Genomic DNA, 26,145 nt, shown 5'->3' on the forward strand with positions numbered 1-26,145 from the left:
GTTAGAATAAATACAAATAAGAAGGCGAGGTGCACATTATTATGAAAGACTCTTTGGCTCAAGCGTTAAACGAACAAATGAACTTCGAGTTCTACTCCGCACACGTGTATCTTGCGATGGCTGCGTACTGCTCCGGCGACAGCCTGGACGGTTTCGCTAATTTCTTCATCGTACAGGCGGAAGAAGAACGGTTTCACGCCATGAAAATTTATAAGTTCCTGAACGACCGCGGCCGCCGAGCGACCCTTGATGCGCTGCCGGAACCGAACAATGACTACGACTCCGTGCTGCATGCCTTCGAGCAAGGCTACAAACATGAGCAGCAAAATACGGAACGCTTCTACAAGCTGTCCGACCTCGCGATGAACGATCGCGAGCACGCGACGATCAACTTCCTGAAGTGGTTCATCGATGAACAGGTCGAAGAAGAAGCGCTGTTCGACAGCATCATCAACAAGCTGAAGCGGATCGACAAGGACAGCAACGCGTTCTACATGCTGGACAACGAGTTCGCCGGACGATCCTTCACTCCGCCAGCCGGAGAGTAACGAAAGCTTGACGGCAGGGACATAACCCATAATAGAGCTTCTCCTATGCATGGATGGACATGCTCGGGAGGGCTCTATTTTTGTAAAAATACGGCTATTCAGTTGAGGAGAGGTATATTATGATAGATTCAGCTACGGTCAAAGACGCGGATGCATTGCTGCCGCTATTGTTATCCGCGATCGGCCCTATTGCGCATACGCTGTCGGGCACGACAGACGATGGAGAGACAAGGGATGTGCTGCGCGTTTTCCTGTCTTCGGAGCATAACCGTCTCAGCTTCCGCAATATTATTGTGGAACGAAGAGACGGTGCGGTCGCAGGGATGCTGATCGCTTATTCCGGAGATGCGGCAGAGGAACTGGATCGTCCCATCCGAGAAAGGCTTGAGTCTCTGCACGGGGAGGAAGCGGCAAGCGCGGTCGTGACGGAATGCAAACCCGGCGACTATTACCTAGACTCTATTGCGGTGGATGAGCGGTTTCAGGGGCAGGGCATCGCCAAAAGCCTTATCGCCGCATTTGAGGAACGGGGACGATCACAAGGTTACGATACGTTAGCTCTTATTGTAGAGCCGTACAATGAAGGCGCGTACGCGCTTTACCGCAAGTTGGGATACAAGGATGACGGCTTGTGGCAAGTGAGCGACGGCGCGTACAAACGAATGATTAAACAGTTGTAGCCCTTCGCGTGCCGGATGGCTGCCATCGGGGGAATCTGGGTGAAGGTTGTCCGAAACAAAACATGGCTGTGGATACGGAGCAATCCGCTTCTTATTTTGATCTTTGCGGCAGGAGCTTTCATACGCTTGTGGTACGGGGGGGCGCTGCCGCCCGGGCTTAATCAGGACGAAGCGTCAATCGGGTATGACGCGTACGCTATCCTGCATCATGGCGTCGATCGTAACGGGGTGTCGCTGCCCGTGCACTTGATCGCTTGGGGAAGCGGTCAGAATGCGCTGTATGCTTACCTGTCCATGCCGTTTATTTATGTATTCGGGTTAAACGAATGGTCCGTTCGCGCCGTCAGCATGCTGATGGGTCTGATTGGCCTGGGGACGATGTACGGCATAGGGCGAAAGCTGTTCGACACCCGCCGAGGCGCGTTGATCGTACTGTTCCTCGCAGCGATATGCCCTTGGCATGTCATGATGTCCAGATGGGCGCTGGAATCGAATTTGTTCCCGACGCTGGCGCTGCTGGCAGTCTACTTTTTGCTGCTCGGCCTGGAGAGGCCGAGGTGGCTGTTCGGCTTCACCGTCCTGCTGGCGTTGTCGATGTATGCTTACGGAACGGCCTATTTTTTTGTTCCCGTATTCGCGCTTGCCGCTGCGATTTATCTATGGGTATCGGGGAGGATAAAGCCGCTGCTTCTGCTGGCGCACGGAGCGCTCCTGGCTTTGCTGTCGCTGCCGATTCTATTATTCCTCTATATTAATAGAGCGGATAAGTCGGAGATCGTTACGCCGTTTTTTACGATTCCCAAGTTGACGGTGCCGCGCGTGGAGCAGGTATCCTCCGTGTTCTCGGGTAATGTTGCCGAAGGAATAGCGGCACGCTTGAGAAGTTTGCTGGAGCTTCTGATCTCGGGGACCGATGGACTGCCCTGGAATGCCATGCCCGACTTCGGCTACCTTTATCCTATCGCGATCCCTTTCCTCGTTATTGGAATCGGCGTTATTGCCGGAAAGGCATTTGTTGCCAAAAGCGCGCCCCATGCCATTGTGGGATTGTGGTTGATAACGGCCATGCTTATGGGGCTGATTATCGATATAAACATGAACCGAATGAATATTGTATTTTATCCTTTGATATTGCTTGCGTCGGCGGGAGTCGTCTGGAGCGGAGAGCGGATCCGCCACTCTCTTAAACTGTCGATCGCCGCGTTTACGATTTTTTTCGCCATGTTCGGGTGGCAGTACTTCACGAAGTATCCGGAGGAGATCGGCCCGTCCTTCTACGAATCGTTCGGAGACGCTATCCGTTACGCATCGGATGCAACCGACGGTCCCATCTACGTGACCGATAAGGTCAATATGCCCTACATATACGTTTTATTCTACGAAAAGATCCATCCCGAGGCGTTCGCAAGCTCCGTCGTGTATGCCAATCCGGGGTCGCCATTCCAGCAAGCGGCCTCCTTCGGCCGATACATCTTCGGCCCTGCCGTTGCCGAGTCTGGCAGTCCCGCCGTATACATTGTGCCTAATTACGAGCTGCCGCCTGCCGCTACTCTGGAGGGTTTTAACGTGCGCTCGTTTAAGAACTTTTCTGTTCTGACGGGAGCCTCTTCCAATTAAAGGTTTATGCGAGTCGCTAATCCCTGTGCTGCAGCGGGAAATGATAGACATGCCAAAATAAGGATGATAGGATTAATAGAGAAATAGTACTAGTAGTGACATGGGAGATTGAGAGGAGCCGGAGATGAAACATTACACTTGGTATAAGGCCGCGGTCTGCACGATGCTTGCAGCGGGGCTGCTGTTCGCCCCGCTTGCCGGAACGGGAAGTCACGCCCATGCGGCAACGGCGAAGGCGACTGCGGGCGAGACGCAGCAGTTGTCCATCTGGGTGGACGGGAAGAAGCTGTCCGCTCCCGTGGTGAAGGTGAATGGGGTAGCGCTTGCGCCGATGAAGGAACTGGCCGAAGCTCTGATGGCCGTGTCGGTGCTTGAGCCGAAGACGGGCGCGATGATCGTGAGAGCAGGCGGTTTGACCGTAACGATGTCGCCTGGCAAGAAGGAAGCCATCGTGAACGGCACGACGGTATTCATGGCGACGCCGGCGTTGCTGAAGGATGGCGTTCCGTATATTCCCGTGAGATTTCTGGCCGAACTGCTCGAGGCAACCGTAAAGTGGGATGCCGCAGGCAATGCGATTAAGATCGAGACATGGGATTATTATGGCGAAGAAGAGCCGTTCGAAGAGGAATGGGAGCTTCCGGAACTGCCGAAGCTGTCGGCCAAGGATATCGTGAATCAATATGACGGCAGCGTCGTCATGATTATGACGAATAAGGCGCAAGGCAGCGGCATCGCGGTCGGAGAAGACCTGATTTTGACCAACTATCACGTCATGGAGGACGCTACCTCGGCTACCGTATACGATATTTATTCCGACGAGATGAAGGTCAAGGGAGTCGTGGCCTACAATGAGGATGCGGATCTCGCCATTATTCGTACGGAGCAGCCGCACGAGCTTCTTCCTGTCGAGGTCAGTTATGACTACCATGCGGACAAAGGCGATCGCGTCGTGGCGATCGGAAGCCCGCTAGGCCTTCAGAATACCGTCTCCGACGGATTGATCAGCAATCTGAGCTACCAAGCCGGCGTTAGCTGGATTCAGTTCAACGCGCCGACCGATCATGGTAGCTCCGGAGGAGCGTTGTTTAATGAATACGGTCAATTCATCGGCATTACGTCGGCAGGTTATGATAACAGTCTAGCGGATCTTAACTTCGCCGTCTCTGCCTTCCATGCGGCCATGCTGCTGGACGAGGTGACGGAAGATAAGGTAAAGAAAGCGAAGTTCCTGGATCCGTCTCTGCCTGAGACGCTTGCAGGCGCACCGTTATCCAAGATCCAGAATCTGTTGAAGGAGGAATTTTCCTCGGTTGTCACCTCCGTCGGAGAAGCGGAGTTTACGAAGTGGGAAGCGACGAGGGATGCGGAAGGCTGGCTCGTGCTGACGGCCAATATCGATCCTCTTTTCTACCTTTATTCCGCGAATCAAGTAGAGGACGAGCTTAAGTTGTGGACGATTCTGCTGGGTCAGGAATTCCACCGGATGCTGCCGGACGAGAAAATTCAGGTATTGATCAACTTCGAGCGGGATTACGGCTTCCAGCCGCGAGGCTTCGGGCAGGGAGAAGTAACGTTCCTCGGCGAAGGCAAGTGGCGGGTCAAGCATACCGTCATCGATATGCAGCTTAAGGATCAAATGTACATTCGGACAAGAATGTAGACGGCCCGGCGCCGATCACCGCGGAACGCGGAGGATCGGCGCCGCTTCTATTTTGCCGGGAAGTCCGGTACAATAGGAGTCAGCTTGTAATGCGAGAGAGGGATTGCTTATGAAAGTCGTGTTGTCCACGCTTAATGCCAAATTCATTCATACATCGCTCGCCCTGCGCTGCCTCAAGGCGTTTAGCGGCGACCGGTTCGATATCGATATCGCGGAGTATACAATTAAGGATCCGGCAATGAACATCGCCTCGGATCTGTATGGACGGAATCCGGACGTTGTCGGGTTCTCGTGCTACATCTGGAATATCGAAGAGACGATTACTGTTGTTAATATGCTGCGCAAGATCAAACCGGAGCTGAAGATCGTACTTGGCGGCCCCGAGGTGAGTTATGATACGGAGCAGTGGATGGAACGGCTGCCGGATGTCGACTTCATCGTCGTCGGCGAAGGCGAAGAGACGTTTGACCATCTGCTGACGGAAATACAGGGGGCAGGCAAATATCATATGGTGTTCGGCCTCGCCTATCGCAAAGTCAGAGAGAGCGGCACGGAGATTCTGATTACGCCGCCGCGGCCTAAGCTGAACTTGAACGAATTGCCGTCGCCGCATCGATTCCCTGAGGATATCCCCAACCTGGGGAGCCGCGTCGTATATTTCGAGACGAGCAGGGGTTGTCCGTTCAGCTGCCAGTTCTGCTTGTCCAGCATCGAGGTCGGCGTCCGTTATTTCGATATGGAGCGGACGAAGTCCGATATCCTTTATCTGATCGACAACGGGGCCAAGCTGATCAAGTTCGTCGACCGTACCTTCAATATTAAGCGCGACTACGCGCTCGAGATGTTCCGCTTCCTAATCGAGAATCATCGCGGCACTGTCTTCCAGTTCGAGATTACAGCCGATATTATGCGGCCCGAGGTGCTGGATTATTTGGCCGAGCATGCGCCTCCCGGCATTTTTCGCTTCGAGATCGGCGTCCAGTCGACGAACGATCCTACGAACCTCGCCGTGCAGCGCCGGCAGAACTGGTCGAAGCTCGTCCGTACGGTCACAAAGGTGCGGGATTCCGGCAAAATCGATCAGCATCTGGATTTGATCGCAGGATTGCCGCTTGAGAATTACGACACGTTTAGAGGCACGTTCAACGACGTGTTTGCGCTGCGTCCCGAGGAGCTGCAGCTCGGCTTCCTCAAGATGCTTAGGGGCACCGGCCTAAGGCTGGACGCGGAGAAGTGGGGTTACATCTACATGGACCGCGCGCCTTACGAGATGCTGGGCAACGATCTGATGCCGTTCGGCGACATCGTTCGAATCAAGCGCGTGGAGGACGTGCTGGAGAAATATTGGAACGCGCACCGGATGGACCACACTCTGCTCTATCTTGTCGATCGGGTTTTCCCTTCGCCGTTCGACTTTTTCCAGCTGTTCGGCGACTATTGGGAAGGGCAGGGCTGGAGCAAAATCGGCCACCAACTGGAGGATTTGTTCTCGCGGCTGTGGAGCTTCCTGACAGATTTGCCGGCGGATACGCCGCTGGGAGAAGGAGAGACGGTTGGCTCGAAGCTGCGGCTGGACGTTGTGCTGGGACTGATGAAGTACGATTATTTCCTCGGCCACAACTATAAGCCGCGCAAGACGTGGTGGGAGCATTCCATGGACAAGTCCGAATGGAGCCGCTGGATGAGGGCGCTGCTGGAGCGTCCGGAAGCCGTTTCCGGCGCATTCGCGGACCTGGGCATGCACGAGCGCGACTTGCATAAGCACGCGATGCTGGAGAAGCTGCCGTTCGATCTGGAGGCATATCTGGCGACCGGCGAAATGTCCGAGAATCAGCATACGCTGCTCATCATGCTGTACGCGCTGGACAAAACGAGCAGCAAGCCGAAGCCGCGCGCGTTCACGCTGCGCGTGGAGCCCGCCGCGGTCGTGTAGGCAAGGCCAGTAAGTCGTCCCCGCCGACTAACTGGCCGCGAAACGCGGCGCAAGCGGCGAGTAAGTCGTCCCCGCCGACTAACTGGCCGCGAAACGCGGCGCAAGCGGCGAATAAGTCGGCCACGCCGACTAATAGCTCACGAGACGCGGCGTAAGCGGCGAATAAGTCGGCCTCGCCGACTAACAGCTCGCGAAACGCTGCGCGAGCGGTGATTAGGTCGGCCACACCGACTAACAGCTCGCAAAACGCTGCGCAAGCGTCGATTAAGTCGGCTATGCCGACTAACTGCACGCGAAACGCGGCACGAGTGGCGATTAAGTCGACCACGCCGACTAACTGCCTACAATCGCCCGGCTCATAGCAAACCTATTAAAAAGGTCGGAAGTCGCATCATCGCCGCGACTCCCGACCTTTTTTGTCGTCCTCACACCGTGGGACAACTTCCGTTGGAAAAATAGATAAAACGTTACGGAACCAAGCTAATCTAAAATTAACTTCTCCCCTTTCCGACAGAAGAAACAGAAGGAAAGAGCAAACTCGTCAACTTGCTAGTTGTAACGTTCGTAACACTCGCCGTCAGCTCGCCGCCCGCCTTACGCCGGCACGACGCTGCGAAGAACGGTCATGCTACCCGACAGCTCGTAGTCGCCAAGCGTGGCGGGCAACAGGAAGCACTGGCCGGCCTTTGCGTCCAGCTCGCCGCCGCTGTAACGCACTTGCCCTTCGCCGTCCGCGATTACGAGGATGACGAAGCTCTCCGGCGATGTGGACAGCGCAAGCGGTCCTTCGACGATGCCCTTCTCGACTTGGAAGTAAGGGGAAGTCGCGATCGACAGCCACTCGCCGGCGCTCACGCCGTCCGTCTTCATGCGTTGCGCGCCTGCTCCTTCGTAGGCGATGACGTTAAGAGAGTCCTCGACATGCAGCTCGCGGAGCTTGCCGTCCAGACCAGGACGGTCATAGTCGTACAGACGGTATGTCGTGTCCGAGTTCTGCTGAATTTCGGCGACAACGACGCCGGAGCAGAGCGCGTGCACCGTTCCCGCAGGGATATAGAAGGCGTCGCCAGCCTCGACAGATACCTCTTGCAGCGTATCCATGATGCGGCCTTCGTTAATGGCCGATTCCATGGCGGGACGGTCGATGCCGTCTTTCAGACCGTAGATGATCTTGGCGCCGGGCTTCGCGCTCAAAATATACCACATCTCCGTTTTGCCCAGCTCGCCTGCAGGCAGGCGGTCATAGACGTCGGTCGGATGCACTTGCACGGACAGATCGTCGTTGCAATCCAGCAGCTTGATAAGCAGAGGGAAACGACCGTTCTTCTCGGAGAAGCCGCGCGTTCCGAACCACTCCCGGCCGTATTGCTCGCGGATTTCGTCCAAGCCGAGTCCGGCAAGCTCGCCGTTGACGACCTTGGTCGTGCCGTTAGGGTGATCGCCGATCATCCAGCCTTCCCCGATCGCGCCATCCGGCAGCTCCAGGCCGAATTGCTCCAGCGCTCTGCCGCCCCAAACTCTTTCTTTCATCTCTGCTTTGAATTGCAGTGGGTATGGTTGTACTGCCATTATAAATTCCTCCATTCTTGTAGTCGCGCTATGATGTAATGTCAGTTTTGCTTCGCAGGCTGGAACAGCTCCACCAGTTCGCCGTCTGGTCCGTACAGGAAGAAGTAGCGGGCTCCGTTCGGCAGCGTCGTGATCTCGGTGTCGCGCAGCGGAATGCCAAGCGCCTTTACGCGTTCGAATTCGGCTTCGACGTCGTCAACCGTATAAGCGGTGTGGTGGGTTTTGCCCTCGGCGGGAAATTCGCTTTTATTGCCTTCGATAAGCTCGATCTCGGTATCCTCATGCCCGGGGAAGGACAGAAATGCGAGACGGATGACGCCGTTCGTATGCAGCAACGTATACCGATGCTCAAGACCGAGCAAGGACGTGTAAAATTCCAGTGAACGTTCGATACTGTCCACCATTATGCCAATATGTTCGATTTTTCTAACTGCCATTTCAATTTCTCCTCTCAAAATAGGTAGTGCCGGATTAGCCCTTTCGGCGCTCGATCGCGATCAGGTACGGAGCTGTTGTCCGCTGCGGTTGGCGGTACAGGACGGCTTGCGCGACGTTTTGCGGGAGATTTGCCGCCCATGCTTCGACGGCTGCGGCTTCCGCGTCCCCGCCGGGGTGACCGGGATAGAGCACGCAGGTCATAATGCCGCCCGGACGAATCAGCGCAAGTGCGGCATCAAGAGCGCGAAGCGTCGATTCGGGCTTCGTGATGACGGTGGTGTCCCCGCCTGGCAAATATCCAAGATTAAACATGACGGCGGCGATCCGGCCAGCGTCGCTTGCGTCCACGGAGCTCTCCATCTCAGCATGGTCGGCTAATATAAGCTTGAGCCCGGGCAGACGGCCGTCCGCTGCAAGCGGCGCGAGCCGCAGACGGGTTCGCTCCAGCGCTTCTTGCTGAATGTCGAACGCGTAGACCATCCCCTTGGGACCGACAAGCTCGGCAAGAGCAAATGCGTCGACGCCGCCTCCTGCGGTCGCGTCGACGACGATGTCGCCTGCTCCGGCGCGCTCCGCAATCCACTTGTGGGCCGTGCTGAGCACGGACAGAAATCCCATATTGTCAAGCCTCCTTCCGCCAAAGCTTGCCTTGCCAGGAGTCCCGGCGACGAAGCTCGGCGTCGATGCCGTTAAGAACGGGCCATTTGTCCATGCTCCACAGGGGACCGATCAACAAATCGCGGGGCGCATCTCCGGTGAGCCGATGCACGATCATGTCCGGAGGAAGGAATTCCAGCGTATCGACTACAAGCCCGATATATTCGTCCCTATCGAGGAAACGAAGGAGGCCGGCCTCGTATTGCTTGACCATCGGCGTTTTGCGCATAAGATGCAGCAAATGGATTTTGATGCCCTGCACATCCATTCGAGCAACGGCTCGGCCGGTGTCCAGCATCATCTCGTGGCTCTCCTGAGGCAAACCGTAAATAATATGGGCACAGACGCGAATGCCGCGTTCGCGCAAGCGGCGGACGGCATCCAGGTAACATGCGGTATCGTGGGCGCGATTAATAAGAACCGACGTAGATTCATGTACCGTCTGCAGCCCCATCTCCACCCACAGATAAGTTCGCTCGTTCAGTTCGGCAAGGTAATCGACGACATCATCAGGCAGACAGTCGGGACGGGTCGCAATGGACAAGCCGACGACGCCGGGCTGCTGCAGCACGACCTCATAATATTCGCGAAGCTCTTCGACGGGCGCGTATGTATTGGTGTAAGCCTGGAAGTAGCCGATATAAGCCGCCTCCGGCCACTTCCGGTGCTGCCGGTCGCGTATCGTGGCAAATTGCGTGACAAGATCGTCGCGCCGGCTGCCGGCGAAGTCGCCGGAGCCTCTCGCGCTGCAGAACGTACAGCCGCCTTTGGCGATGGAGCCGTCCCGGTTTGGACATGTGAATCCGGCATCAAGCGTCACCTTGAACACTTTGCAGCCGAAGCTTTCGCGCATTTCGTAATTCCATGTATGAAATCTTTTTTCCCCCCACATGATTAGCTGCGAGGGCGGAGGTTCGTGCAGATTCATGGAAATCTCCTTTTCTTCTCGTGTACCTCCTATATTTTAACGAAAATACGAACGAAAAGCCATGCCTATTCCATATCGGAGAGCGGAACGTTCGGAATTTGGCAACTGGAAAACAAGGGGGGAATCCAGCAAAACAGGCTTGTGTAACCTGACATGATGTGTTATATTAAAAGTGCGACAAATCAACAAATGTATCTGACATAGCCTAAATGTAACCGTACACATGATAAGTCGATAAATTGGAAAAAATGAAGAGAAATAAATCGATGAGGTGATGTGAGATGACAACGGCAAAAATTCCTTACGGCGACAAGAAAGTAACGGTTGAGCTTACGATTAAGGAACTGCAGGCGCTTGCGGGCATTCGCTTCCATGCAAACCATGAAGTTGAAGTCTCGGCACGCAAGAAGCTGAACATGGTCCTCGAAGGCACATACGAGCGCGAATCCAGAGATAACGCTCCGATCCCGTATCAGCTGCTGAGCTAATAGATAGCCAATAGATAACGCCGTACATCGGCGACGTAACATAAGTTGGAAGCCGCTAGCCGGAAGGCAGCGGCTTTTTTCGCGCAGTCGGAGGGAGAGGGCTTTACAACCGTGGCGCAGTTGGGCACAATAAGGACGAATTGTTTATTTTATTTTGATAAGAAGATGAGATCATGGAGTTCAAAAATTCGGTTTTCAGGACCAAGAAGATTGAATGAAACTAGAACCTGAGGAGCGGAGCGTAGCAGCGCTACGTGAGCACCGGAAGGTTCGGTTGAATTCAATATTCGAAGTCGAACGAATGCCTCTTGGCAGTCTTCGTACTGGGAAGCGAACTTTTTGAACAACCATTTGCAGAGAGGATTTGAACAATATGCGTTTGAGAGGCAGAAAAGGCATTCGGGAAAATCTGGAGGGCCAGCCGGAGCTGGTCGTGCTGGATGCGACGCCGCATCGCGGCAATTGGAAGGCGTTCTTCGGGAACGACAATCCTATTCATGTGGAGCTCGGTATGGGCAAAGGGCGCTTTATTAGCCAAATGAGCGTTCGCAACCCGCATATTAATTACATCGGCGTGGATATGTATGACGAGCTGCTGCGCAGAGCCAGCGAAAAAGCAAGGACGGCATGGGGGGAGAAAGGCGAAGAGACACCGCCGAACCTGGCGCTGCTGCGAGCGAATATTGAAGGGATCGAGTCTATGTTTGCTCCGGGCGAGCTGGAGCGCATCTACTTGAACTTCAGCGACCCATGGCCAAAGAGCAAACATGCCCGCCGCAGGCTGACCCACGAACGGTTTGTGGAAAAGTATATCGAGATTCTGAACGATCGGGGCGAGATCCATTTTAAGACGGATTCCATGACGTTGTTCGAATTCTCGCTTAACAGCTTCGCAAACATGGAGCTTGTGATGCGCAACATCTCGCTGCATCTGCATCGGGACGAGCCTAGAGAGGATCTCGTGTTTACGGAATACGAGATGAAGTTTATGGAGAAAGGCCAGCCGATTCATCGCGTCGAGGTCGTAATCGGCGAGGAAGCGCTGCGCGAGCATCGCTCGGCAAAAAAGGAAGCGGCCAAGCTTGAGCTCGAGTCGGCCGCTTTGCAAGAGGAGTCCGAGAAAGAGTAAATCCTTGCTGATTATCGTTCAGCTGATCGCAGGGACGATCCAGAAATATTGGACGGCGAACGCGGTTGCCGTTCCGATAATGGCTCCGGCCGCCACGTCGGAAGGATAGTGCAGCCCGAGGTGCATCCTTGACCAGCCGACGGAAAAGGCGATTATGAGCATAACAGGCAGCAATAAGTAGCTAAGCGGCGTGCCCGTCAGCAGCAGGGGCACGCTCCAAGCGAAGACGGCCGTCGTATGCCCGGAAGGGAAAGACGAGTCCTGCAGCGGTTTGGGCACCGTGTAGACGCCCTCTATGGCTTGGTACGGTCGAAGCCGCTTGAACTTTCGCTTAACGATAGCCACGGGGATATGGCTAATGATAACGGCGAGCAGGCTTTGCCAGCCCGCCGTCCCCCAGGGCTGCGGCGCCAGCAGCGCGCACAGCAGGGAGGCCAGCAACGTGAAGGTAGCGCCTCCCATATGCGTGACTGTACTGAACCAACGATCCACCATGGCATGAAGTCTGGTCTCCGTGCGTCTCCGGTTCGCCCAGATCAGCATTTTTTGTTCGTGGGATCTCATCCAGTCGATCATCCGCTCCATACCCTATCATCCTCTCCGCATACATCATTACTCCCATTGTACCATGAATTCATTGCCGCTCTGTTAACGGAGCATGAAGTCTGTATTAACGAATGCTACACAAGCGGTTAACGCAAGGAAAACAATCCTCTGTTACGATTGCCTCCAAACCATATTCGGCCTGCCGTGCCAACTAGGAATGCGGCATGCGCAGCTTACCGGATTGACGGAGGCGATAAATGGATGAAAGTAGCGATTTTCACCGACACGTATGCTCCCGAAATTAACGGCGTGGCGCGTACGCTGGGCCGCTGGACGAAGTATCTCGAGCGGCAGGGCGTTCCATGCCGGGTATTCGCTCCCGAGCCGCATGCATCGACAGTCCCCGACCCGGGAAGCGGCAGCCCCGTCGAACGTTTTGCAAGCCTGCCCTTTTTTCTTTATCCCGAATGCAGGTTGGCCTTTCCCAGCTTGTCTTATGTAAGCAAAGCCATTCGCGACTTCCGGCCGGACCTCGTGCACGTAGCCACCCCCTTTAACCTCGGACTATGCGGCATCCATTACGCCCGAAAATTCGGCATTCCTCTCGTCGCATCCTACCATACCAACTTTGATCATTATTTGTCGTTTTACAATTTGCAATGGATGGAAAAGCTGTTATGGAGGTACATGGAATGGTTCCACCGGGACTGCAGCTCCATATTCGTGCCCTCTCCCTCAACGATGTCGTTTTTGAAAAATCGCGGCTGGGACGACTCCCGGTTAAAGCTTTGGAGCAGGGGCGTTGATCCCGAGGCTTTTCATCCCGAATTAGATCGCGAATTGTTCCTGGCGCGCCATGGGCTTTCCGATTGCGGATTCCTGGCGCTTTATGTCGGAAGATTGGCGCCCGAGAAGGATGTCGAGGTTGCTTTGGAAGCTTTCGAGCGCTTGCAGCAGCAGGAGCCGTCCTCGCGTTTCGTGCTTGCCGGAGACGGTCCGTCCGCTCCGGACTTGAAGGAGATGTGCAGACAGAGGGGCATAAAGGCGTTATTTGTCGGATTCGCGGATCTGCCCATGCTGCAGCAATGGTATGCGGCTGCCGACGTGCTGCTGTTTCCGTCGCCGACGGAAACGTTCGGCAACGTCGTGCTGGAGGCGATGGCCTGCGGCACTGCCGTCATTGGCGCCGATGCAGGCGGAGTTCGGGATACCGTGCGTCAGGGAGAGACGGGAATTCTGTGCGAGCCGGGCAACGTGGAGGCCTTCGCGGAAGCATTGTCGATCCTGCGAAAAAACTCGGAACTTCGAAGCTTGATGGGACGTAAAGCATACGCGTACAGCTTGACTCAATCCTGGGACGGCATATTCGGCAGGCTGCTTGACGAATACAGATTAATTAAATCTCATAACCGCACCGATAACGGGGACATTTGTGCTAAAAACGCAGGAAATGGTTGAGAATAAGACTGCGGAGCAGGAAATGGAGGGGAATGGATCGCCGAGTGCCCATGCAAGCGTTTTTCTGACTGAATTAAACGCAATTAAGGCAAATTCCCATTTTGACAAAGAAGGGGTTTCAGTGGAAAATCAGTAAATCAAATAGGACATCCAAATGTTAGAAGAGAGAGCTTGCCTCCTCCAGGAGGACGAAGAAAAGCAAGCCGTAAAGAAAGTGTATGTTCATGAAGTTCTGGCGGACTTGCATGAACGGCACTATTAAAGGGTCAAGGGGGCCTCACGTCATGTTCTTTAGTACCGTGTTTATTGGTTTACAGGTTATTTTGGCTACGATCGCGGTTTATCAGTTCTCGCTGTCGCTGTTCGGCTTCCTTAAGAACAAAAGCCGCAAGCGCCATGCGCCTCGGAAGTCGTTCGCCGTCCTGGTGGCCGCGCATAACGAGGAGCAAGTCGTCGGCGCACTTATCGACAATCTCAAGAAGCTGGATTATCCCAAGGAGCTTTACGACATCTTCGTCATCTGCGACAACTGCTCCGACAATACGGCCGATATCGCCAGGGAGATGGGCGTTCATGCTTGCGTGCGCACGAATACGCATCTTCGCGGCAAGGGTTATGCCATAGAATGGATGCTGAAGGAACTGTGGGCAATGCCGCGCCAGTATGACGCGGTCGTCATGTTTGACGCCGACAATCTCGTAAACCCGGACTTCCTGCAGCTAATGAATGACGACCTAAGCGAAGGTCATCAAGTCATCCAGGGATACTTGGATACGAAGAATCCGGCGGATTCGTGGGTCACGGCAGCCTATGCCATTACGTACTGGTATTGCAACCGTTTATGGCAGCTGTCCAGAACCAATCTCAAGATGAGCAATTTCCTCGGAGGCACGGGCATGTGCTTCGAATCGAAGCTGCTGAAGGATATGGGATGGGGCGCAACGAGTCTTGTTGAGGATTTGGAGTTCTCCATGCGCTGCGTAAAGCGCGGCATCTATCCCGTTCTGAACTATGACGCCAAGGTGTACGACGAGAAGCCGGTAACGTTCCGGGCATCCGCCCGTCAGCGTCTGCGCTGGATGCAGGGCCACTTCAACGTGGCGCGCAACTACTTCTTCCCGTTGCTCTGGGCGAGCATCAAGGAGAGAAGTCTCGTGAAATTCGATGCGGCGATCTACTCTTTCTCGGTGTACAACACGCTGCTGGGCTTGCTGCTGACCGTCATCCTGTGGATTGACATGGTCATCCCGGCAAACGACGTGATCCACTCGATGTACAGCTACTTTCCTTGGTGGCTGATAACTATTGTCATTGCGGCTACCGTTCTGCAGTTCCCTGCGGCTATGATGATGGAGAAGGTGCGAAGCTGGAAAATGTACGCTCATCTGCTCACGCTGCCGTTCTTCCTGATCACATGGTTGCCCATTACGTTCTATGCCTTCTTTACGCAAAATAACAAAACGTGGAGCCACACGCAACATACGCGCGTGGTACGGATCGAAGAGGTGCAAGGAAAGTAGACGAAGGGCTTATACGGGTTGACGGGGGCATTTGCCTGTGATATAGTAATTCAGTATTGTGATTCACACTGATACGCACAAGAAGAAGCACCCGCTTCTCACCTTCCGGCACTGGCTGACAGGTTCGCGATGATCCCAATGGGCAAGCTGCCATTCATTCTACATATAGAATGGTCTCGGCAATTTCCACGGACATTTATGAGATGCGGGTTCTTATGAACCTGCATTTTTATTTTTTTAAAAAGCAGTATACCATTTTGGAGGTGGCACGTTATTAGCAGAGAACATCAAATCAACGATGAGATCCGGGCCAGGGAAGTACGTTTGGTAGGCGCGGACGGAGAACAGATCGGCATCAAGTCGATTCGCGATGCATTGCAGCTTGCTACGGAAGCAAATCTGGATCTGGTGAACGTTGCGCCGACGGCCAAACCGCCGGTATGCCGCATCATGGATTACGGCAAGTTCCGCTACGAGCAGCAGAAGAAGGAGAAGGAAGCGCGCAAGAACCAAAAGATCGTTGATCTCAAGGAAGTATGGTTCCGTGCCAACATCGAGGAGCATGACTACCAGGTCAAGTTCCGCAACGTGGTGAAATTCCTGAACGAAGGCGACAAGGTGAAGGCATCCGTCCGTTTCCGCGGCCGCGAGATCACGCACGCTTCGATCGGCCAGAAGATTCTGGAACGTCTGTCCAAAGAGGTTGCCGAAATATGCAATGTCGAGCGCGCTCCCAAGCTGGAAGGCCGGAGCATGATTATGATTTTGGCACCAAAAACAAACAGCTAGCAGCTGGAACATCATTAAGGAGGAATAACTGTCATGCCAAAGATGAAAACGCACAGCAGTCTGAAGGACCGCTTCAAAATTACCGGTACTGGTAAAGTGAAACGTTACAAAGCTTACAGAAACCACCTGCTCTCGCACAAATCGGGACGCCAGAAGCGCGTTCTTGCCGGCCAGCCGCTTATGGCTGCAGGCGACGTTCGTCGTCTTCAACAAGGTCTTTCCCAACTGAAATAGTAGTCCTTAAAGCGAAGCGGCTGTCGCCGTCCTTGGCGGCTCGGCGCGCTTCATTCGAAATAAACCAAGCGCAAATCAACTTACAGGAGGTTTCCACTCATGGCAAGAGTTAAAGGCGGCTTCGTCCGCACTCGTCGTCGTAAAAAAATTCTGAAACTGGCTAAAGGCTACTTCGGTTCCAAACACCGTCTGTTTAAAACAGCGAAGGAGCAAGTAAGCAAGTCCCTGACGTACGCTTACCGCGATCGTCGCAACAAAAAACGCGACATCCGCAGACTGTGGATCGTTCGTATCAACGCGGCAGCTCGCATCAACGGCCTGTCCTACAGCAAGTTCATGCACGGCCTGAAACTTGCGGGCGTTGAAGTTAACCGCAAAATCCTGGCTGACCTGGCCGTTAACGACATCGCGTCGTTCAACTCCCTTGCTGGCGTTGCCAAACAAAAAATTAACGCTTAAGATCACTTAAGCTGACAAAAGAGGCTTGCTCCGGTTACGCTGGAGCAGGCCTTTTTTTGCTTTTTGGGGAACTTTGCGGATCCAAGATTAGCGGACAAGCAACCAGCGAGCTTCGCGTGAGACTTAAAAAAGTTGATTTTGTTTTTTAACGGACACCAGCCGCGCTATTTGCCTGTATTTTGAACTCGACTAGATCTAACAGATGTAGGCGAACTAGTTTTATAGTTTCATAATTTTACAAGATGTGGTAGAGTTGTATGGGCACAACAGCCTAAATTGCCTGCTTTTACAAAGAGAAACGGCCGGGAAATAGGCATTTACTCACATGAATAGGAGGAAGAGAAATGAAAAGGTGGACAAAAACAGGGGCAGCGGCAATCATTCTGATCTTATGCGCGGCTTGCGGAACGAACGGCAATGAAGCGGGGGGCAGCGTCAGCGAAGCTCCGTCCGGCAATGTAAGCAATGCCCAAACGCAAACGGAGGCTCCTCCAACGGAAACGCCGGAGCCTAAACCGGAATATCCTTCCGAGTTTGCTATCGGCGATACGCTATTATATCCGGGAAAATTCGAAATCAAGATGGTATCAACAGAGTTTGCCACGAAAGTATCGCCTTCCAATCCCGGAGATTTTCATACTTATTATGAGGTAAAGGATGCAGGCAAAGTTTACGTCCATAACGTTTTTGAAGTAAAAAATCTGGGCGGACGCTCCGTTTCGGCGGACGAAATACTGGATGTCGACGTTTTGTACGACGGGACTTACGAATATTCCGGATTTTTTACAATCGAAGAAGACGGCGGCTCCGATTTCACTTATACGAATATCACTTCCATCGACCCGCTGACTAGCGGCAAGCTGCACTATCTCTCGGAGGTACCCCTGGAGGTGAAGGAAAGCGGCAAACCGCTGGAATTCACGCTTAAGGTCAACGGGAAAAGCGCGACTGCAAGCGCCAACGGAACCGGAAGCGGCGCGACCCTTGTCATGGACGACGAGCAGGCGCTTGAAGAAAGAACGGAATGGAAGGCGTATACCCCTCTGCAAGCGGGAACGGCCGTGACGATCGATGGATACGCCGAAATCGGCATATTGAAAGCCGAACTGACCACGAAGGTGGTGCCGCCCAAAGCAAGCGGCTATTATTCGTATTATGAAGTTAAGGACCAAGGAAAGATCTACGCCCATGTCGCATTCTCGTTCAAAAACCTGGCCCCGATCGGCAAAGACGCTTCCGAGGCGATGTCGCCCAGTCTGATCTATGACGACAAATACGAGTACGGAGCTTTCTCTGCAGTGGAAGACGGGGGAGGAAGCGACTTCACGTATTCCAACATTACGAGGATCGATCCGTTGGCCACCGAAAATATCCATTACATGTTCGAGATACCCGCGGAAGCCAAAGCTTCCGGAAAACCGATCGTCGTCACGCTGCAGTTGGAAGGGAACTCCTATTATTACGAGCTGCCGAGCGCATAATGTTCCGCCGGATTTCCGCTCGTCGGCAGGGCGGATGCGGGAACTAGCGGCTTAGCCAGCTCGAAGACATGCCAGTCCGGGATGTACCGGATGCATCCGTAACCAAGCTTGCCGTAGAAGCGCTGAGCACCACCGTTGCTCGCGTCGACGTACAGCCGGCTGACACGGCAGCCGTTCGAGGAACCGTAAGCCTCCGCATATGCCATAAGCAGCGTGCCCAATCCAAGGCCGCGATGCCCGGAATGGGTGGCCAGCATGTCGACAAGCAGTTCGTTCCCGGCGGCGAGAAAGTGGACGAAAGCAACGGGCGGACCTTGTTTCGTTCTTGTGGCTACATAAGTTGTGCCCCAGCGGAAACGATGGGGCAGCTCGCGGATCATGCGGGCGTCAAGCGGTCTTGCGGTCGCGGATAAGGGAATCAGCTCCGAGCGGATGAGACGGACGAGCTCGGGATCGTCCTGCGGCTTGCGAGCTCTTATCATGGACAGATAACCTCCTTCGGTTAAAGGCCGGAGCTTGAGGACAATGGTGTTTTGCGATTGCAGTCGCCGGCCGCATGGAATTGTAAAACACTGGTTACAATACTATATGTGGAGCGCCCAATATTGGCGAATGGACGTTGCAAAGCCGATGACCGGAACAAACTTTTTGAGCTTCTGCAGGAACGGTTCTTGACGTACTGGTCCAATCGGCATATAATAGTGAAAAGTCATATCAATCGGCAATGATGAGGACGAAGTGATAAGGGCCCTTTTGTTCAGAGAGCGTGCGGATCAGCTGCAACCGACGCCAAAATCCCTTTTCTACGAGCTCACCTCGGAGCTATTCTCCTGAAAAGCGTCAAGCGTATTAGGGAGCATCGCAGGGCAAGCGTTACAGTGCCATGGTAGAACGTCGAAATGTGCACAGCGTTCTAACCAATGGAGGTTATGTTTCGAGAGAAACATAACGAATTTGGGTGGTACCACGGAAGCTAAACCTTTCGTCCCTTTCAGCATAAGTATGCTGGAGGACGAGAGGTTTTTTTGGTTTTTCGAGAGGAGGAGAATGACTGATGGCAACGCCAAGCGCAACGCTAAAGTCGAAGGAAGAGTTGATGGAGAAATTCTCTAAGCCCGAGGTGATCTCGGGATCGGAAATATTGCTTCGCAGTCTGCTGCTTGAGGGCGTGGATTGTGTATTCGGTTATCCAGGCGGCGCCGTCTTGTACATCTATGACGCGATGCACGGCAACCCGGACTTTAACCACGTCCTGACCCGTCACGAGCAAGGTGCGATTCATGCAGCGGACGGCTATGCCCGGGCAAGCGGCAAAGTCGGCGTATGTATCGCCACTTCAGGTCCAGGCGCTACGAATCTGGTGACAGGCATCGCGACGGCTTATATGGACTCCGTGCCGCTCGTCGTTATTACGGGCAACGTCATTTCGTCGCTGATCGGCTCCGATGCTTTCCAGGAAGCGGACATTACGGGCATTACAATGCCAATTACGAAGCACAGCTATCTGGTACGCGAGGTTGAGGATCTGCCGAGAGTCATTCACGAGGCGTTCCACATCGCGAACACGGGGCGCAAAGGCCCGGTGCTGATCGATATTCCGAAGGATGTTTCCGCTGCGAAGACGTTGTTTAAGCCGGTAACGGAGATCAACGTTCGCGGGTATAACCCGACCGTTAATCCGAACAAGCTGCAAGTGGACAAAATGATCAAGGCGATTCAGGAAGCGGAGCGTCCGGTTATTCTGGCAGGCGGCGGGGTTGTCTACTCCGGAGCGCATGAGGAGCTGCTGGAATTCGTGACGAAGACCGAAATTCCGATCACGACAACGCTGCTCGGACTTGGCGGCTTCCCTAGCGGGAACGAACTGTGGATGGGGATGCCGGGCATGCATGGCACCTATACGGCGAATACGTCCATCCAGAGCGCGGATCTGCTCATTAATATCGGAGCCCGCTTTGACGACCGGGTAACCGGCAAGCTGTCCGGTTTTGCGCCGAAAGCGAAAATCGTCCATATCGATATCGATCCGGCGGAGATTGGCAAAAACGTGCCTACGGACATTCCGATCGTAGGGGACGTCAAGACGGTACTGACCGTGGCGAACCGGACGGCGCTACGCGCCGAGAAGGCGGATGCGTGGAGAGCCCAAATCCAGGCGTCCCAAAAACAATATCCGTTCAGCTACAAGGATTCGGATACGGAGCTCAAGCCGCAATGGGTCGTTGAAATGATCCACCAGACGACAAACGGCGATGCGATCGTAACTACTGACGTTGGCCAGCACCAGATGTGGGCGGCGCAATATTACAATTTCAACAAACCGCGTTCCTGGGTAACGTCCGGCGGTCTCGGTACGATGGGCTTCGGCTTCCCTTCGGCGATCGGCGCCCAGATGGCGAGTCCGGATCGTGTAGTCGTATCCATCAATGGCGACGGCGGCATGCAGATGTGCGCGCAGGAGCTTGCGATTTGCGCTATCAACAATATTCCGGTCAAAGTCGTTATTCTGAATAACCAAGTGCTTGGCATGGTACGCCAATGGCAAGAGCTTATCCACGAGAACCGCTTTAGCCATATCGATCTGGCCGGCAGCCCTGACTTCGTCAAACTGGCCGAAGCTTACGGCGTAAAGGGACTGCGCGCTTCTAACAAAGAGGAAGCCCGCGCCGCTTGGGAAGAAGCGCTCCGCCATCCTGGCCCGGCTGTCGTGGAGTTCGTCGTCCGCAGAGACGAGAACGTCTATCCGATGGTTGCGCAAGGCAGTACCATTGACCAAATGATCATGGGGGATGCGGAATGAAGAAACATACCATCGCAGTTATCGTGAATGACCAGCCCGGCGTTCTGCAGCGCGTATCCGGCTTGTTCGGACGCCGCGGCTTCAATATCGAGAGCATTACAGTAGGCACAAGCGAAGAAGTCGGTTTGTCCCGCATGGTCATCGTCACGACAGGCGATGACCACACGCTGGAGCAGATCACGAAGCAATTGTATAAGCTGATCGATGTTATCAAAGTCATTGATCTCAGCGCCAACGCGATGGTCGGACGCGAGCTGGCCTTGATCAAGGTTCATGCGGAGCCGGCCAGCAGACCGGAAATCATGGGCGTTGTCGAGACGTTCCGGGCAGCTGTCGTTGATATTGGCACGCACTCATTGATGGTTCAAGTTGTGGGCGACACCGAAAAGATCGACGCTATGATCGAGCTTATGAAGCCTTATGGCATCCGTGAACTTTCGCGCACTGGTGTCACTGCGCTTAACCGCGGTAACGTAAAGCAATAAGAACCCTTTATATCACTTATACAAAATCATGATTCAGTTCCCGCTTTGAGCGGGAGTTTAAGAGAGGAACCGGCCTGAGGGAAGACCGTGTTTCTTCGCTTAAACACCCGCTCAAAAGGGTTAAATTAAAGGAGGCAATTATTAACATGGCAGTTACATTGTATTATGAGAAAGACGCCGATCAAGGCGTTCTGCAAGGCAAAACAATCGCAGTTATCGGTTACGGAAGCCAAGGCCACGCGCAAGCGCAAAATCTTCGCGACAGCGGCTTGAAGGTTGTTATCGGCCTTCGCCCAGGCAAATCCGCAGACGTTGCCAAAAAAGACGGCTTCGAAGTACTTACAGTAGCAGAAGCTACTAAAATAGCCGACGTTGTTCAAATCCTTCTGCCGGACGAAACGCAAGCTCGCGTCTACCAAGAAGAAATCGAACCGAACCTGAAGCAGGGCGCGGCTCTGATGTTCTCCCACGGCTTCAATATTCACTACGGCCAAATCGTGCCAAGCGCAGACAAGGACGTATTCCTGGTCGCTCCCAAGTCGCCGGGACACATGGTTCGCCGTACTTACCAAGAAGGCTTCGGCGTTCCTGGTCTGATCGCAATCCATCAAGACGCTTCTGGCAACGCTAAGAACATCGGTCTTGCTTATGCCAAGGGCATTGGCTGTACGCGTGCCGGCGTAATCGAAACTTCCTTTAAGGAAGAGACGGAAACGGATCTGTTCGGCGAGCAAGCCGTATTGTGCGGCGGCGCTTCCGCGCTGGTTAAAGCAGGTTTCGAGACGCTGGTTGAAGCCGGCTACGCTCCCGAGATGGCTTACTTCGAGTGCTTGCACGAGCTGAAGCTGATCGTCGACCTGATGTATGAAGGCGGCCTCGCGACAATGCGCGACTCCATCTCCAACACAGCGGAATACGGCGACTACGTTACGGGTCCTCGTATCGTAACAGAAGAGACTAAGAAGGAAATGAAACGCGTACTGGAAGATATCCAATCCGGACGTTTCGCGCGCGACTTCATTCTTGAGAACCAATCCGGACGCGCTATGCTGACGGCTACCCGCCGCAACGAAGCCGCTCATCCGATCGAGCAAACAGGCGCACAGCTTCGCGAACTGATGCATTGGATCAAGAAGTAAGTTGGTTTTCAATCTACATTAAGACTTTTTAGTCCCGGTTCACCGGCGATCCGGTCGACGTGCGCATGCCCGTCGACCGGAAATGCGGCCGCGTGCGATCGGGATCATTCTGTTCATGGAGGTGCAAGTGCAGATATGCGGAAAATTTATATTTTCGATACAACGCTTCGTGACGGCGAGCAATCTCCAGGCGTAAACCTGAATACGAAGGAGAAGGTCGAGATCGCGCTGCAACTGGAGAAGCTGGGCGTGGACCGGATCGAAGCCGGTTTCCCTGCGGCGTCCCCAGGCGACCTGGCGGCGGTTAATGCCGTCGCTCGCGCGGTCAAGAACGCGACGATCATTGGACTGTCACGTTCCCGTGAGCAGGACATCGATGCGGTCCGCGAAGCGTTGAAGGGCGCACAGGATCCTTGCATTCACCTATTCCTGGCAACGAGTCCGATCCACCGCAAGCACAAGCTTCGGATGGAGAAGGAACAAGTCCTGGAGGCTGCCGAACGTGCGATCCGCTACGCCAAGCAATATTTTGACAAAATCGAGTTCTCGCCGGAGGATGCGGGTCGCACGGAGCTTGACTTTCTCTGCCAGGTTACGGATATGGCGATCAAAGCGGGAGCGACCGTGGTTAACATTCCGGATACGGTCGGCTACATGAATCCTCAGGAGTTCGGCAACATCTTTAAGACGCTTAAGGAGAATGTACCGAATATCGAGACCATTCAACTCAGCGCCCACTGTCACGACGATCTCGGCATGGCGACGGCAAATGCGCTGGCAGCCATCCTTAACGGCGCCGACCAAGTGGAAGGCACGATCAACGGCATCGGCGAACGCGCAGGCAATACGGCAATCGAAGAGGTTGCCATGGCGCTTGCCACGCGTCCGGACTTCTTCGGCGCACAGACGACGCTGAACCTGAAGGAAATCGCCAAGACGAGCCGCCTGGTCAGCAAGCTGACGGGCATGGTCGTTCCTGGCAACAAAGCTATCGTAGGCGCCAACGCCTTCGCGCACGAGTCCGGCATCCATCAGGACGGCATGCTGAAGGAAAAGACGACTTACGAAATTATCTCGCCGGACACGATCGGTCTGCGCGAATCCAAGCTGGTTCTCGGCAAGCACTCCGGACGTCACGCGTTCCGCGAGAAGCTGATCGATCTCGGTTACGAGCTGGACGACGATGCGGTAAACGCGGCGTTTGCGAAGTTCAAGGATCTAGCCGATAAGAAAAAGAATGTCATGGACGAAGACATCCGCGCCATGCTGGAGGAGAAGCTGACCGATACGCCGGAAGTGTTTACGCTGGAGACGATCCAGGTAAGCTATGGCAACGAGTCGACGCCTAACGCGACGGTGAAGGTGAAGCTGGCCGAAGGCGAGACGAGGGTAGAGACAGCGGAGGGCAATGGCTCCGTCGATGCCATCTACAACGCAATTGACAAAGCGACAGCCGAGGTTGTCGAGCTTGAGGATTATTCCATCAAATCTGTCTCGCAAGGGAAGGACGCGCTTGGCGAGGTGCACGTTGTGCTTAAGCAAGAGGATGTTTCGGCTCAAGGCCGCGGCCTTAGTACGGATATTCTCGAAGCGAGCGCACGGGCGTATATCGATGCGGTTAATCGCCTGATCGAGAAACGCAAGTCGCCGGGTCGTCGCGACAAGATGAGCCTGATCTAATAACGATTGACCACGACAAAGCGCGTAACGGATACGATTATCCGTTACGCGCTTTTTTGTCGTTAAGGAGAGGATGCAAAACATGAGGAGCAAAATCTCAGACGTATTATACGGCTGCAGGATGCCCATACATCGTCTCATCCAACTGGGAGTTCTTGATGAAAGCGATGAAAGGCTCGACGAGCGATGGATCGAATTGCGTTCCGCTTCCTCTGCGAAGCTCGTTCACGGAATCCTCCAAAGATAATCTGCTGCGGTAGCAGCGAGTGGACATCATGCTGTCGAAGGTATCGATGATGGCGCATATTCTTGCTAAGTAAGGAATGTCATGGCGGGAACGGCCTTCCGGATAGCCGCCGCCATCCCAGCGCTCGTGATGATATCTTACAATTTCGACGATTCGGGAAGATAAGCCGGGATACAGCTCGGCGGCAGAGCCGCCACAGGAGGGATGCTGCCTCATGATCCTCCACTCCCGATCAGACAGCTTTCCTTTCCGATTGAGGATGTTGTTCGGGATAAACAGCTTGCCGAGGTCATGCAGATAACAGCCGTTTACGAGAAATTCCTTCTCCGCTCCGCCGATTCCCAATACGTTGGCAAATTGCTGCGCGATCGCGGACACGCGTAGACAATGCCGGTACGAAGAAGGGCTCTTCCGCTTCAATTGCTTCATGCCTGCGTTAGCCGATAACTTATACATCTTGATACCTCCTAAAATTAAGCGACTATCACCATTAAGCCTGTGACGCGGCATGAAGCACTGTAATCGTACTGCTGCGGGATAGATCGAGCTCATAGGGCGTCCCGACCGACTGACCGCTGGCCTCTGTAATAATCCGCACGACGGGACGGTGCGCGATGGACGAACGATAGGACGTGACGATTCCTGTTTGACCGCTGCTCAGCGTCAATACGCTGGATAGGGGGAAGGCCTTTAGCCGCTGAAGGAAAAGATTGACGAGGCTGGCGTCAAAATAATAATTGCCCGCCCCGTACAGAAACTCCACGACGTCGTCGGCCCGGTACGAGCTGCGGTATCTGCGCGGCGAAGTCAGCGCATCGTAGCTGTCGGCCAGCGCGACGATGCGCGCGTATTCCGGGATGTCGTTGCCTTTGGTCCCGAAGGGATAACCGGAGCCGTCGAATCTTTCGTGATGCGCCAGAGAGACAACCGCGGACTGCGAAGGCATCCCTTTGATGTCCGCAAGCAGCCGATAACCGACCTCGGCATGCTGATTCAGCAGGTGACGGTCGCAGTCGGACAACGTGCCATGACCCGTTACGAGTTCCCGGGGCATAATCGTCATGCCGACGTCGAACAATAGCGAACCGAGCAACAGCTCCAACAACTGGGCTTCCGTATATCCGTATTCGTCCCCGATCATCGTAGACAAGATGGAAACGTTGACGGCATGTCCGAAGATCAACTCGTCGAACTGCTCCAGCTTGTTCATCCAATCCGCGACGGAGGGATGGGCAAGCGCGTCCGCAAGAGCTCTTCTATATCTGCGCTTGAATCTTCTGTCCTTGACGGAATCTCCGTGTTCCGAGCAGAAGGCATGGCGGTTCAGCCTATTCACGAGTTCTCCGTACAGGTCATTCCTCTGTTTGGCCGTGGTAGGCGGAAGAACGACGGAAGGAGCAGGCTGAGTTTGGACGTTGAACGCGCAGTGCTTAACAAACACGCGATTTACGCCCATCTCCTTCAATCGCTTGATATAGAACGTTGTCAACACCGTGCCTTCGCAGAGGATAATCATCCCGTTTTTGCCTAATACCGCTTTGGCGAGCCGGTCGCCTTCCTTGAGTTTATCGATTTGGCATTCCAACATCGTGAACTTGCTCCTTCCGAACAGAGTCATTACCGTTGACTCGTGCTGCTATCAAAGAATTTTTAAGCT

The 26,145-nt window shown here is 54.2% G+C and carries 25 protein-coding genes and 1 other annotated feature; of the genes, 17 read left to right on the forward strand and 8 right to left on the reverse strand.

Translation table 11 applies throughout. The features are described from left to right. The first annotated feature begins 41 nt into the window (after positions 1-41). From H7F31_RS13290 to H7F31_RS13310, 5 genes are all read left to right on the forward strand, one after another. A complete protein-coding gene (locus H7F31_RS13290) occupies positions 42-548 on the forward strand; it encodes a ferritin (protein WP_087570795.1) in 507 nt (168 codons plus the stop codon). Between the two features lie 119 nt (positions 549-667). Further along, positions 668-1,228: a GNAT family N-acetyltransferase gene (locus tag H7F31_RS13295; protein WP_187104566.1), complete on the forward strand. Its 561-nt coding sequence runs from the start codon at positions 668-670 to the stop codon at positions 1,226-1,228. Positions 1,229-1,267: 39 nt separating this feature from the next. Continuing rightward, positions 1,268-2,845, forward strand: a complete 1,578-nt coding sequence (locus H7F31_RS13300; RefSeq protein ID WP_187104567.1) for an ArnT family glycosyltransferase — start codon at positions 1,268-1,270, stop codon at positions 2,843-2,845. A 124-nt stretch (positions 2,846-2,969) separates the two neighbouring features. Further along, positions 2,970-4,508: a trypsin-like peptidase domain-containing protein gene (locus H7F31_RS13305; RefSeq protein ID WP_187104568.1), complete on the forward strand. Its 1,539-nt coding sequence runs from the start codon at positions 2,970-2,972 to the stop codon at positions 4,506-4,508. 109 nt (positions 4,509-4,617) lie between these two features. Then, complete coding sequence (locus tag H7F31_RS13310) at positions 4,618-6,441, forward strand: B12-binding domain-containing radical SAM protein (RefSeq protein ID WP_087570791.1); 1,824 nt, start codon at positions 4,618-4,620, stop codon at positions 6,439-6,441. Between the two features lie 594 nt (positions 6,442-7,035). Here H7F31_RS13310 and H7F31_RS13315 read toward each other — a convergent pair. From H7F31_RS13315 to H7F31_RS13330, 4 genes are read right to left on the reverse strand one after another with little or no spacing between them, the layout of a single operon-like run. Next, positions 7,036-8,010, reverse strand: a complete 975-nt coding sequence (locus H7F31_RS13315; protein WP_187104569.1) for a type I phosphomannose isomerase catalytic subunit — start codon at positions 8,008-8,010, stop codon at positions 7,036-7,038. Positions 8,011-8,051: 41 nt separating this feature from the next. Further along, entirely contained in the window at positions 8,052-8,447 is a 396-nt protein-coding gene (locus H7F31_RS13320) for a VOC family protein (protein ID WP_187104570.1), read from the reverse strand. A 34-nt stretch (positions 8,448-8,481) separates the two neighbouring features. After that, positions 8,482-9,066: a tRNA 5-(aminomethyl)-2-thiouridylate-methyltransferase MnmM gene (locus tag H7F31_RS13325; protein ID WP_187104571.1), complete on the reverse strand. Its 585-nt coding sequence runs from the start codon at positions 9,064-9,066 to the stop codon at positions 8,482-8,484. A 4-nt stretch (positions 9,067-9,070) separates the two neighbouring features. Continuing rightward, positions 9,071-10,033, reverse strand: coding sequence for a tRNA modification radical SAM protein MnmL/YtqA (locus H7F31_RS13330; protein ID WP_187104572.1), 963 nt, complete (start codon positions 10,031-10,033; stop codon positions 9,071-9,073). A 281-nt stretch (positions 10,034-10,314) separates the two neighbouring features. On the opposite strand from H7F31_RS13330, the gene H7F31_RS13335 reads away from it, so the two are divergent. Together H7F31_RS13335 and trmB are read left to right on the forward strand one after the other, a co-directional pair. Further along, positions 10,315-10,521, forward strand: a complete 207-nt coding sequence (locus tag H7F31_RS13335) for a hypothetical protein (RefSeq protein ID WP_087570786.1) — start codon at positions 10,315-10,317, stop codon at positions 10,519-10,521. 373 nt (positions 10,522-10,894) lie between these two features. Further along, positions 10,895-11,650 (forward strand): tRNA (guanosine(46)-N7)-methyltransferase TrmB, encoded by a 756-nt coding sequence (gene trmB, locus H7F31_RS13340; protein ID WP_187104573.1) that lies wholly within the window; start codon positions 10,895-10,897, stop codon positions 11,648-11,650. An 18-nt stretch (positions 11,651-11,668) separates the two neighbouring features. On the opposite strand, the gene H7F31_RS13345 is transcribed toward trmB, so the two are convergent. Continuing rightward, complete coding sequence (locus tag H7F31_RS13345; RefSeq protein ID WP_187104574.1) at positions 11,669-12,235, reverse strand: phosphatase PAP2 family protein; 567 nt, start codon at positions 12,233-12,235, stop codon at positions 11,669-11,671. Positions 12,236-12,457: 222 nt separating this feature from the next. Between H7F31_RS13345 and H7F31_RS13350 the strand changes: the two genes are divergently transcribed. The 6 genes from H7F31_RS13350 (at position 12,458) to H7F31_RS13375 (ending at position 18,137) form a co-directional block, all read left to right on the forward strand. Then, positions 12,458-13,654, forward strand: a complete 1,197-nt coding sequence (locus tag H7F31_RS13350; protein WP_187104575.1) for a glycosyltransferase family 4 protein — start codon at positions 12,458-12,460, stop codon at positions 13,652-13,654. 284 nt (positions 13,655-13,938) lie between these two features. Then, positions 13,939-15,174 (forward strand): glycosyltransferase family 2 protein, encoded by a 1,236-nt coding sequence (locus H7F31_RS13355; RefSeq protein WP_187104576.1) that lies wholly within the window; start codon positions 13,939-13,941, stop codon positions 15,172-15,174. A gap of 73 nt (positions 15,175-15,247) precedes the next feature. Next, positions 15,248-15,413 (forward strand) — a sequence feature (ribosomal protein L20 leader region). A 34-nt stretch (positions 15,414-15,447) separates the two neighbouring features. After that, positions 15,448-15,963, forward strand: a complete 516-nt coding sequence (gene infC, locus H7F31_RS13360) for a translation initiation factor IF-3 (RefSeq protein ID WP_087570781.1) — start codon at positions 15,448-15,450, stop codon at positions 15,961-15,963. Between the two features lie 33 nt (positions 15,964-15,996). Then, complete coding sequence (rpmI, locus tag H7F31_RS13365; protein WP_087570780.1) at positions 15,997-16,197, forward strand: 50S ribosomal protein L35; 201 nt, start codon at positions 15,997-15,999, stop codon at positions 16,195-16,197. A gap of 99 nt (positions 16,198-16,296) precedes the next feature. Then, a complete protein-coding gene (gene rplT, locus H7F31_RS13370) occupies positions 16,297-16,656 on the forward strand; it encodes a 50S ribosomal protein L20 (protein WP_087570779.1) in 360 nt (119 codons plus the stop codon). Positions 16,657-17,000: 344 nt separating this feature from the next. Then, the gene (locus H7F31_RS13375; RefSeq protein WP_187104577.1) at positions 17,001-18,137 is read left to right on the forward strand and encodes a hypothetical protein; all 1,137 of its coding nucleotides are present in this window, start codon (positions 17,001-17,003) and stop codon (positions 18,135-18,137) included. Here the strand turns inward: H7F31_RS13375 and H7F31_RS13380 are convergent. Beyond that, the gene (locus H7F31_RS13380; RefSeq protein WP_187104578.1) at positions 18,116-18,619 is read right to left on the reverse strand and encodes a GNAT family N-acetyltransferase; all 504 of its coding nucleotides are present in this window, start codon (positions 18,617-18,619) and stop codon (positions 18,116-18,118) included. The genes H7F31_RS13375 and H7F31_RS13380 overlap by 22 nt on opposite strands. A gap of 572 nt (positions 18,620-19,191) precedes the next feature. Between H7F31_RS13380 and ilvB the strand changes: the two genes are divergently transcribed. The 4 genes from ilvB to H7F31_RS13400 all read left to right on the forward strand — a co-directional run bounded on the left by ilvB (position 19,192) and on the right by H7F31_RS13400 (position 24,241). Then, positions 19,192-20,937 carry a biosynthetic-type acetolactate synthase large subunit gene (gene ilvB, locus H7F31_RS13385; protein WP_187104579.1) on the forward strand — a complete coding sequence of 582 codons (1,746 nt, stop codon included), beginning with the start codon at positions 19,192-19,194 and terminating at the stop codon, positions 20,935-20,937. Next, positions 20,934-21,422: an acetolactate synthase small subunit gene (gene ilvN / locus H7F31_RS13390; protein WP_087570776.1), complete on the forward strand. Its 489-nt coding sequence runs from the start codon at positions 20,934-20,936 to the stop codon at positions 21,420-21,422. Before ilvB ends, ilvN begins: the two co-directional genes overlap by 4 nt. Before the next feature lie 146 nt (positions 21,423-21,568). Beyond that, positions 21,569-22,561, forward strand: a complete 993-nt coding sequence (ilvC, locus tag H7F31_RS13395; protein ID WP_087570775.1) for a ketol-acid reductoisomerase — start codon at positions 21,569-21,571, stop codon at positions 22,559-22,561. A gap of 135 nt (positions 22,562-22,696) precedes the next feature. Continuing rightward, positions 22,697-24,241 (forward strand): 2-isopropylmalate synthase, encoded by a 1,545-nt coding sequence (locus H7F31_RS13400; protein WP_087570774.1) that lies wholly within the window; start codon positions 22,697-22,699, stop codon positions 24,239-24,241. 106 nt (positions 24,242-24,347) lie between these two features. Here H7F31_RS13400 and H7F31_RS13405 read toward each other — a convergent pair whose 3' ends face one another. Together H7F31_RS13405 and H7F31_RS13410 are read right to left on the reverse strand one after the other, a co-directional pair. Further along, positions 24,348-24,944: an HD-GYP domain-containing protein gene (locus tag H7F31_RS13405; RefSeq protein WP_187104580.1), complete on the reverse strand. Its 597-nt coding sequence runs from the start codon at positions 24,942-24,944 to the stop codon at positions 24,348-24,350. Between the two features lie 34 nt (positions 24,945-24,978). Further along, a complete protein-coding gene (locus H7F31_RS13410; protein WP_187104581.1) occupies positions 24,979-26,076 on the reverse strand; it encodes an HD-GYP domain-containing protein in 1,098 nt (365 codons plus the stop codon). Positions 26,077-26,145 lie beyond the last annotated feature (69 nt).

It is taken from the genome of Paenibacillus sp. PAMC21692, from assembly GCF_014303795.1.
Taxonomy (GTDB): Bacteria; Bacillota; Bacilli; order Paenibacillales; family Paenibacillaceae; genus Pristimantibacillus; species Pristimantibacillus agaridevorans.